Origin of the sequence: Flavobacterium sp. (assembly GCF_020217025.1) — a bacterium.
Classification (GTDB): Bacteria; Bacteroidota; Bacteroidia; order Flavobacteriales; family Flavobacteriaceae; genus Flavobacterium.
The window spans coordinates 1-10,000 of record NZ_JAIWOF010000072.1; the positions used below are offsets into that span (position 1 = coordinate 1).

Annotated in this window: 11 protein-coding genes; 7 read left to right on the forward strand and 4 right to left on the reverse strand. The window is 32.3% G+C overall.

Annotation, left to right across the window (positions count from 1 at the left end):
- Nucleotides 1–909 (reverse strand): UDP-N-acetylmuramate dehydrogenase (gene murB / locus LDL23_RS03410; protein ID WP_291264458.1); only part of this gene is annotated, 909 nt, incomplete at its 3' end.
- A 37-nt stretch (nucleotides 910–946) separates the two neighbouring features.
- Entirely contained in the window at nucleotides 947–2,026 is a 1,080-nt protein-coding gene (recF, locus tag LDL23_RS03415; RefSeq protein WP_291264459.1) for a DNA replication/repair protein RecF, read from the reverse strand.
- Between the two features lie 135 nt (nucleotides 2,027–2,161).
- Here recF and LDL23_RS03420 point away from each other — a divergent pair, with 135 nt between their 5' ends.
- The 7 genes from LDL23_RS03420 to LDL23_RS03450 all read left to right on the forward strand — a co-directional run bounded on the left by LDL23_RS03420 (nucleotide 2,162) and on the right by LDL23_RS03450 (nucleotide 8,377).
- Nucleotides 2,162–2,947: a tetratricopeptide repeat protein gene (locus LDL23_RS03420; RefSeq protein ID WP_291264460.1), complete on the forward strand. Its 786-nt coding sequence runs from the start codon at nucleotides 2,162–2,164 to the stop codon at nucleotides 2,945–2,947.
- A gap of 2 nt (nucleotides 2,948–2,949) precedes the next feature.
- On the forward strand, nucleotides 2,950–3,435 hold the full coding sequence (ribH, locus tag LDL23_RS03425) for a 6,7-dimethyl-8-ribityllumazine synthase (protein ID WP_026724848.1): 486 nt from the start codon (nucleotides 2,950–2,952) through the stop codon (nucleotides 3,433–3,435).
- A 115-nt stretch (nucleotides 3,436–3,550) separates the two neighbouring features.
- Nucleotides 3,551–3,844: a hypothetical protein gene (locus LDL23_RS03430; RefSeq protein ID WP_291264461.1), complete on the forward strand. Its 294-nt coding sequence runs from the start codon at nucleotides 3,551–3,553 to the stop codon at nucleotides 3,842–3,844.
- Nucleotides 3,844–5,700 (forward strand): DNA mismatch repair endonuclease MutL, encoded by a 1,857-nt coding sequence (gene mutL / locus LDL23_RS03435; RefSeq protein WP_291264462.1) that lies wholly within the window; start codon nucleotides 3,844–3,846, stop codon nucleotides 5,698–5,700. The genes LDL23_RS03430 and mutL overlap by 1 nt, the downstream gene beginning before the upstream one ends.
- Nucleotides 5,697–6,440 carry a rhomboid family intramembrane serine protease gene (locus LDL23_RS03440; protein WP_291264463.1) on the forward strand — a complete coding sequence of 248 codons (744 nt, stop codon included), beginning with the start codon at nucleotides 5,697–5,699 and terminating at the stop codon, nucleotides 6,438–6,440. The genes mutL and LDL23_RS03440 overlap by 4 nt, the downstream gene beginning before the upstream one ends.
- Nucleotides 6,441–6,478: 38 nt before the next feature.
- The gene (locus LDL23_RS03445; RefSeq protein ID WP_291264464.1) at nucleotides 6,479–7,333 is read left to right on the forward strand and encodes a rhomboid family intramembrane serine protease; all 855 of its coding nucleotides are present in this window, start codon (nucleotides 6,479–6,481) and stop codon (nucleotides 7,331–7,333) included.
- Nucleotides 7,334–8,377 (forward strand): endonuclease/exonuclease/phosphatase family protein, encoded by a 1,044-nt coding sequence (locus LDL23_RS03450; protein ID WP_291264465.1) that lies wholly within the window; start codon nucleotides 7,334–7,336, stop codon nucleotides 8,375–8,377.
- Between the two features lie 2 nt (nucleotides 8,378–8,379).
- Here the strand turns inward: LDL23_RS03450 and LDL23_RS03455 are convergent, their stop codons facing one another.
- Together LDL23_RS03455 and lepB are read right to left on the reverse strand one after the other, a co-directional pair.
- Nucleotides 8,380–8,994, reverse strand: a complete 615-nt coding sequence (locus LDL23_RS03455) for a WbqC family protein (protein ID WP_291264466.1) — start codon at nucleotides 8,992–8,994, stop codon at nucleotides 8,380–8,382.
- An 84-nt stretch (nucleotides 8,995–9,078) separates the two neighbouring features.
- Nucleotides 9,079–10,000, reverse strand: a 922-nt coding sequence (gene lepB / locus LDL23_RS03460; protein WP_291264467.1) for a signal peptidase I, incomplete at its 5' end; no start/stop codon positions are given.

Below are 10,000 nucleotides of genomic sequence, written 5' to 3' on the forward strand. Positions count from 1 at the left end.
TGTTCCATAATTGACTAAAACCAAGGCTTGATTTTTATGTACACCTGCATCACCAAAACGTTTTCCTTTAAAACCAGCTTGTTCAATTAACCAACCTGCAGGAACTTTTACTTCGGTTTCTGAAACTACATAATGCGGCATTTCTGGGTGAAGTGCTTTTGCTTTTTCGTAAGCTTCTTTTGCGATGATTGGGTTTTTAAAGAAACTTCCGCTATTGCCTAATTCTTTCGGATCAGGTAATTTACTTTGACGAATGGCAATCACAGCGTTGCTAACGTCTTTTAAGGTTGGGTTTTGTATATTTTGATGTTGTAATTCGGTTTCAATTGCACCGTAAGTAGTAGAAACTTTATGATTTCTCTTCGTTAATTTAAAACTGACAGAAGTAATGATATATTGATTTTTCAATTCGTTTTTGAAAACACTTTCACGGTATTCGAATTTACATTGCGCATTGGTGAAAGTTTCGATTTCTAATGATTTCAGGTTTAAAGCATCACAAGAAAACATAGTATCTTTAATTTCTACACCATAAGCTCCAATGTTTTGAATTGGAGTTGTGCCTACATTTCCAGGAATTAAGGATAAATTTTCAATCCCGCCAAAATTTTGATTGATGCACCAAAGTACAAACTCGTGCCAATTTTCGCCAGCTTGTGCTTTTACGATAGCAAAATCATCATTTTCTTCAACAATTTCTCTTCCTTTTAAATTCACATGAACTACTAATTTTTGAATGTCTTGCGTTAACAACATATTGCTTCCGCCACCCAAAATAAAAATATCGTTGTTTTTTGTCAACACTTCTTTTAATTCGTTGATAGAACTTACCGAAACAAATTGTTTGGCTTTGGCGTCAATTCCAAAAGTGTTGTAGTTTTTTAGAGAGAAATTAGTTTGAATATTCATAGTAGAATAATTTTTTTCAAATGTAATATTATGAATTTTAAATCGGAAATATTTTATACGATTGATGCGTTTCTTTAATAATTATCTCCGTTCGTTCGGCATGCGTGTCGGAAATAAAAATTTGTCCAAAAACAGCATCATTCACCATGGTTACTATTTTTTGCACACGTGTTTCGTCTAATTTATCGAAAATATCATCAAAAAGTAAAATGGGTAATTCGCCACTTTGTTTTTTCATAAATTCGAATTGAGCCAATTTTAAAGCAATCAAAAATGATTTTTGTTGGCCTTGCGAACCAAATTTCTTGATCGGGAAACCATCAATTTCAAAAACCAAATCGTCTTTATGAATTCCGACGCTGGTATATTGAATAATTCTATCTTTTTGAAGTGATTCTTCTAAAAGGGATAGTAATTCTTTTTCGAACAACTGACTTTCATATCGCAAAGCAACTGATTCATTTCCGCCTGAAATATCGGTGTGATGTTTTTGGAAAATCGGAATGAAATCGTTTAAAAATTGGTTCCTTTTTTCGAAGATTAATTGCCCGGTTTCGCTTAATAATTCGTTGTAAATAGCTAAATTATCTGCATCAAAAGTTTGGTTTAAAGCGAAGTATTTCAATAAAGCATTGCGCTGCGCTAATGTTTTTTGATATTGAATCAGCAATTGTAAATATTGGTTGTCTAAAGTTCCAATAACACTATCAATAAATTTCCTTCTTGTTTCGCTTCCTTCCACAATCAAATCGGCATCAGAAGGAGAAATAATCACTAACGGGATCAATCCTAAATGTTCCGAAAGCTTTTCATAGACTTTCCCGTTTCGCTTAATGGTTTTTTTTTGTCCTTTTTTTAAACTGCAAACAATTTTTTCTTCTTTTCCGTTTTTTTCAAGTAAAGCATCAATCACAAAAAACTCTTCGCCATGTTTGATATTTTGAACCGCTAACGGGTTGAAATAGCTTTTTCCGTAGGCCAAATGGTAAATTGCATCTAAAATATTGGTTTTTCCAACGCCGTTTTTCCCAACAAAACAATTGATTTTAGCGTCAAAATCAAATTCGATTTGGGCTAAATTCTTATAATTAAGTAAAGATAACTGTTTTAAAAACACAATAAATAAGGGTTGTTAGATGACTAAAAGTAAGACTTCCTGCAAAAGTAAATTGAAAATCTTAAAAATATCTACAAAAATGGTTTTAAATTTTAATAAAAATTATATTTTTGCACCTCATTAAATTAAAAATAAATGGCAACATATAACAAAAGAGGTTACAAAGCTCCAAAACCTGAAGAAGCAAAAGTTGAAAACGAGTTTGACGAAGTAGAAGCAGTTGATGTACAAGATAGTACTACAGCTGAGGTTTTTAATACTTTGGATGAGACAGCTTCAAAAACTGAGGATTGGGTAGCTAAAAATCAAAAATTACTTTTAGGTATTGTAGGTGCAATTGCGATTGGAACATTAGGATACTTATTATTCAATCGTTTTGTTGTTGAGCCTAAAGAAGAAAAAGCAGCAAACGAAATTTTTCAAGCGCAACAATTCTTTCAACAAGCTGTTGATGCTACAGAGAAAAACGATTCATTATACAATTTAGCACTTAAAGGTGGTGAAGGTAAATTAGGTTTCCTTGCGGTAGCGGAACAATATTCAGGAACTGCAGCTGGGAACTTAGCTAATTACCATGCTGGTATGGCTTATTTAAACTTAGGTGATTTTAAAAATGCTATTGCTTATTTAGAAAAATTTAAATCGGATGATGCTGTTTTAAAACCAATCGCTTTAGGAGCTATTGGAGATGCTTTATCAGAAACTAATAAAGTGGATGATGCGATTTCTTACTACAAGAAAGCAGCTGAAGCTTCTGAAAATGATTTTACTACGCCAAGATACTTGTTTAAAGCAGCTCAGTTATATGTGACTGCAGGAAAAAAAGCAGAGGCTAACAAGTTATTTGTAGAAATCAAAGAAAAATATGAAACTTCTAAAGAAGGAATGAATATTGACGCTTTCATTGCAATGACAGAATAATAATGGCAACAGAAAATAAAAATTTATCCAATTACGATAAAAACACAATCCCAAACGCGAAAGATTTTCGGTTTGGGATTGTTGTTTCAGAATGGAACGAACAAGTAACAGAAGGTTTGTATAACGGAGCTTTCGCTGCGTTAACCGATTGTGGTGCATTACCAGAAAACATTATTCGTTGGAATGTGCCAGGTAGTTTCGAATTGATTTTCGGAGCGCGCCAAATGCACGAAAAATTAGAGCTTGATGCTGTAATTGTAATTGGTTGTGTAATTAAAGGTGAAACGATGCATTTCGAGTTTGTATGCGAAGGTGTTACTCAAGGTATGAAAGACTTAAATCTTTTATACGATGTACCCACCATCTTTTGTGTGCTAACCGATAACAACATGCAACAATCGTTAGATAGAAGTGGAGGAAAACACGGAAACAAAGGAGTAGAAGCAGCAATTGCGGCTATTAAAATGGTAGATTTGAATAGAAAATAAAAGGATTTCCTTTAAAATCAATATACTAATCCCGATTTTCATCGGGATTTTTTGTTAACAAAAATTTGGAGGTTAAACGCATAAAAATCCCTAAATTTGAAAAAAATAATGCGTTATGTTTAAGTTGGGAAAAGGTAGATTACCAAAAAATAAAAGATTTAATTACACACCTCGTCATTACGAAGGTAAAACGGTAGATAATCCATTTGATTTTGATTCTGCAATACGACGCGATAGAGAAACCGCAAGTTATAATGACATGAGAGCAATGTGGAGCGATGCTAGAGACGCTAGTAGGAACAGAAAGAATCGCTCTTTCAATATGCGTGTTATTATCATTGCCTTAATTTTGGTGTTGATCTTTTTCTTTATCATCGATTTTGATTTTTCCATATTTAGAAGAAAATAATGGCAGCGAGTATTATTCAACTTTTACCCGATCATGTTGCCAATCAAATTGCTGCGGGAGAAGTGGTGCAACGCCCTGCTTCTGTAGTGAAAGAGTTGCTGGAAAATGCCGTTGATGCCAAATCAACCGATATCAAATTAATCGTTAAAGAAGCTGGTAAAACGCTAGTTCAAGTTATTGATAATGGTTTAGGTATGAATACAACCGATGCGCGTTTGTGCTTCGAACGCCATGCTACATCTAAAATCCGAAAAGCAGAAGATTTATTTGATTTGCATACCAAAGGTTTTCGTGGCGAAGCATTGGCTTCCATTGCTGCGATTGCTCATGTGGAATTAAAAACAAAGCAAGACCAAGAAGAACTTGGAACTCATATTGTTATTGAAGGTAGTAAATTGGTAACCCAAGACGTAGCGGTTTTACCAAAAGGGACTTCTTTTGCAGTTAAGAATTTGTTTTTCAATATTCCAGCTAGAAGAAATTTCTTGAAATCGGAAACGGTAGAATTTCGTCATATAATGGATGAATTCCAACGTGTAGCGATGGCACATCCGTCGATTTCGTTTACTTTGATCCATAACGGAAGTGAATTGTATAATTTACCAAGTTCCAATTACCGTCAAAGAATCGTCAATATTTTTGGTGGAAAAACGAATGAAAAATTAGTTCCAGTTTCTGAAGAAACCGAATTAATTACCATTTCAGGATTTGTAGGAAAACCCGAATTCGCTAAAAAGAGTAGAGGCGAACAGTTTTTCTTTGTGAACGATAGATATATCAAGAGTGCGTATTTGCATCATGCGATTATGAGCGCTTATGAAGGATTATTGAAAGAAGGCAATCAACCAAGTTATTTCTTGTATTTGCAAGTGCCACCGCATACGATTGATATTAACATTCATCCAACCAAAACCGAAATTAAGTTCGACGACGAACATTCGTTATATGCTATTTTGCGTTCGGCTGTTAAGCATAGTTTAGGACAATTTAATGTGGCACCCGTTTTAGATTTTGAACGCGATGCTAATTTAGACACACCTTACGAATATAAAAACAGAGAAGCCGATTTTCCAACGATTCAAGTGGATTCGAATTTTAATCCATTTGCATCTGAAAAACCGAGTTCGAAACCGTTGTCTTCTTTTGGAAGTTATAAAAGAGAAAGTACAACGGCGAGTTGGGAAAGTTTGTATGTTGGGTTAAAACAAGATACACAAGAAATAGAAGCTTTTTCATTTGAAAGTGAAGAAGTTACGAGTAAATTGTTTGATGATGATGTGATAGAAACCAAAACCACTTCAACCTATCAAATTCATAAAAAATATATTGTTAGTGCTATAAAATCGGGAATGTTGGTTATTGATCAAGGAAGAGCGCACCAACGTGTGTTATATGAACAATTTCTGACTAATATTACAGTTCAGAAAGCATCGAGCCAACAATTGCTATTTCCGTTGGAATTGTATTTCTCTTCTGATGAGATGATTTTATTGAAAGAATTACAATCGTCTTTAGAAAATACCGGATTTGTTTTTGATGCTTTCAATAGTGATTCCGTTCAAATTTCAGGATTACCAATTGGAATGACGGAGAGTGAAGTTTCTATTGTTTTAGAAGAATTGATTGGAAATTTACAAAATGAAATTCCAGAAAGTAGTTTTTCACAAAGTGATAGTATTGCCAAATCGATGGCAAAAAGTATGGCTGTTAAAACCGGAACTTATTTAACCGAAAAGGAGCAAGAAAATTTAGTAAATTCTTTATTTGCTTGTAAAGAGCCTAATGTTTCTCCTTTTCAAAAACCTACTTTTATCACGTTAACGGTAGAAGATTTAGATAAAAAATTTGCGATATGATGAACATGACCGAAACTGTAAAACAGTTATTAATTATTAATGTTTTATTTTTTATAGGAAGTTATTTTGTGCCACAAGCCAATGAATTATTAGCGCTTCATTATTTTGAAAGTGATGGTTTTAAATTTTGGCAACCTATATCTTACATGTTCATGCACGGAAGTTTAATGCATATTTTCTTTAATATGTTTGCTTTGATTTCTTTTGGAAGTGCTTTAGAACATTTTTGGGGAGCAAAAAAGTTTTTGTTTTTCTATTTTTCTTGTGGATTGGGAGCAGCTATAATTCATTCAGGAGTAAATTATTACTATTTTCATGATGGATTAAATGTTTTACTATCTCATAATATTGACAAAGGACAAATTATTGAACTTTTAAATCAAGGAAAATACGATACATCTTGGATAGAATTTATTTCACAAAGTGATTTAGAAAAAATGTATTCGTCTTATTTAACACCTGCTGTTGGAGCTTCAGGATCTATATACGGATTATTAGTGGCTTTTGCCTTTATGTTTCCTAATGCTGAGTTGATGATGATGTTTATTCCCGTTCCTATTAAAGCTAAATACTTTGTTCCTGTAATTGTCTTGTTAGATTTGTTTTCAGGAGTAACAGGTTATAGTATTTTTGGTGGAAATATTGCCCATTTCGCACACGTGGGCGGTGCATTAATTGGTTTTATTATGATGTGGTATTGGAAGAAAAATCAATTCAATCAAAATCGTTGGGATAGATAGTTTTTTAGAAGATAGAAAAAAGAACAAAGAGAAAAGAAATGAACATTTTAGACGATTTAAAACTACAATACAACACCGGAGGTATGGTTCAAAAGTTAATCTTTTGGAACATAGGTTGCTTCTTGTTGTCGTTGGTGTTTTTTTATAGTTTTTCTGTTGGAAGTTTTCAAATTCCAACATGGATTGCTTTATCGTCTGATTTTGGGACGTTTATTCGTACTCCATGGTCATTAATCACATTTAATTTCTTTCATGCCGGATTTTTGCATTTGATTTTTAATCTGATGGTGCTCCATTTTGCAGGAAGGTTGTTTTCAACTTATTTTACCGATAAGCAATTGCTAGGAGTTTACGTTTTAGGCGGAATTTTCTCTGGACTAACCTTTGTGCTTTCTTATATTGTCATTGGAAAATCAGGTTTGTTAGTTGGGGCTAGCGGAGCTATTATGGCTATTTTAATTGCTACAGCAACGTATGCACCTTTTATGTTATTGCGCATTCCGTTAATAGGAATTGTGAAGCTTTGGCATGTGGCTTTTGTTATTTTGTTAGTAGACTTAATTCAAATGCCATTAGATAATACAGGTGGACATTTAGCACATTTAGGAGGAGCTTTATTCGGATTTATCTACATCAAGTTATTACAATCAGGCAAAGATGTTACAAAGCCTTTTTTAGCTTTATTAGATACTTTTGCGAATCTTTTCAAACCGAAAAAGAAAACCCCATTTAAAAAGGTACATCGCAATACAACAAAAAAAGTAGTAAATTCGTTTACAGAGAAAGATATCACACAGAAACAAATTGATGATATTTTAGATAAAATTAGTAAATCGGGTTATGATAGTCTAACTAAAGAGGAAAAAGAGTTTCTCTTCAAAGCTGGAAAATAAATGCAGAAACAGTCATGGTTAAGTAAAATAATGTTCTTTTTTAATATAGTCCTCGCTGTATTGACTTTCCTTGCTTATTCATTACCTTTTTTAGCACCAAAAGCCTTTCCTTTTTTGAGTGTTTTAACGCTTATTTTACCTTTGTTTTTAATCCTGAATTTTTTCTTTTTTGTGTATTGGCTTTTGCAATTAAAGCGTTACATGTTACTATCGGGATTGGTTTTGCTTTTAGGAATAACGTTTATTAATCGTTTTTATAAATTTTCGGAAACGAATTTACCTAAAGAAGAGAACGATTTTACTTTGATGAGCTACAATGTACGTCTTTTTAATTTATACGAATGGCTTCCGCAAAATGATGTACCAGAGCAAATTTCTAAGTTAATTGAGGAACAGAAACCAGATATTTTGTGTTTACAAGAATTTTCTCCAAGTGACCGTGTAAACACGAAAATGTTTCCATTTAGTTATGTCAAGTTATACGGTGGAAAGAATAAATATGGTCAAGCTATTTATTCAAAATATAAAATTATTGATGAGGGAGAAATTGAATTTCCAAATTCAAGTAACAACGTAATCTTCGCTGATATTGTCAAAGAAAAAGATACAATTCGTGTTTATAGCATGCACTTGCAATCAATAAAAATCAGTACCGATATTCATGAAGAAATAGACGAAGCAAAATCAAAATTTATTTTCAAACGTTTAAGTGAAGCTTTCACATTACAACAACATCAAGCGGAACTAATTAAGTCGCACTTTGAAGGTTGTAATTTTTCTAAAATTGTATGTGGAGATTTGAATAATAGTGCTTTTTCTTATGTATATCGTACTATAAAAGGTGATATGAAAGACGTTTTTGAACAAGCAGGAACTGGTTTTGGAAAATCGTACAATTACAAATACTATCCGGCCCGAATTGATTACATTTTTGTAGAAAATAATATTGAAGTAAAACAATTTACATCAATAGATACTTTTTTACAAAGCGATCATTTTCCGCAAGTTACACGTTTAAAAATTGTAAAAGAAGAAGATAAGTAGTATTATAATTTTTGATTTTTTAAATAATCAACTGCATATCTTCCTTCGTTAAATAATAAATCCAAAATACTCAAATTATTGATAAATCCATGTTTTTCATTAAAAACTTGAGTGTATTCTTCTAACTGAGCGGTGTCTTTTTTTCCGTTTACTAAAGGTCTGAAATCAGTATAATCAGAAACTTCATGGAAGAATTCTATTGTCTTTTCTGGTTGTATATTAATTCCCAAAGAATCGTTTACCAATTCGAAAACTTCCAAATTCAAGTCCATTAAAAACTTATGTTTTTTCTCAAATAACGGACGAAAATCATCTTCAAAATATTCAAAGAAAGGCGAAGTTCGATAAGCGGCTTCTAAAGATTTAAAGTGATTTTTTTGCCATCCAAAATCGTTTTCAATACGAACATCTTTATATTTTTGATGCTTTTCAACTGCATGTTTTACAGGGATATTCAATAGTTGAACTCCATTTGGACTATAAATATACATCCTGTTTCTGTTGGTTTGTTTTTGAAAATTATCTTCCATTTCAAACGTAACTGAATCCGCTTGTATTATAGCTACATAATGACTAATTGAAGGAAAATAAGTAGGATGTATAAGAATGTTGTTCATGATAAATATTGTTTTAAAAACACGAATTTCACTAATTATCACAAATTAATTCGTGCTAATTAGTGAAATTCGTTTAAAATTATATTAAGCTTCTTCTTTCTTTTTCTTCTTTTTTCTAAAGTAATCAAAAGCAAAATAACCTGCTAAAGCAAATAAGAAATATTGGAAATACGATTTTGGTTGCCCATCTCCGCTAACGGTTGTAAATAATCTATCCCAACGAATGCTCCAATTTCTGATACCATCGTTAATACCATCAATGCTCATCCAAATGAAAATTGGTTTTCCAACGATGTGGTCAGCTGGAACAAAGCCCCAATAACGAGAGTCTAAGGAATTGTGACGGTTATCTCCCATCATCCAATAATAATCTTGTTTAAAAGTATAAGAAGTGGCAACTTGACCATTAATACGAATTTCATCTCCGTTTACTTTCAAGTCGTTTCCTTCGTACTCGCCAATTATCTTTTTATAAAGCGGTAAATTTTCTTTATTTAAAGTAACCGTTTTTCCGGCTTCTGGAATATAAATTGGACCCATATTGTCTCGGTTCCAATTGTTTTTTAAAGATGGTTTTCCGTCTTGAATATCAGTAAAAATTCCATCTTCAGCTGTTTTACTAATTTGACGTTTTACCGAACTAATTCTACTATCTGATTTAAGTTGTTCATATTTTTCAGCTGTTAAGTTTCCATAAAAATAACTTGGAGAAATCATCAAACCTAATTTGTTGTAAATATCTTGGTCAATTTGGCCTGTTACTGCGGTAGTTAAAGTGTCTCTCGATATTTCTTCAAATGCATATCTATTAATTAACTCATTTTTTAGTTCAGGTTTATCCCAAATTTCATTTTTAATTTCAAATAGTGGATAACCTTCGGTAATTTGATAGAAATTTTTTATTTCATCCACATTTATATTATTTGTTTTAATCAAATAAAAATACTGTGGTTTTGCTCTTTCAGGAAGAATCGATTCTTTTCCGTTAATAAAAATGATACCATCT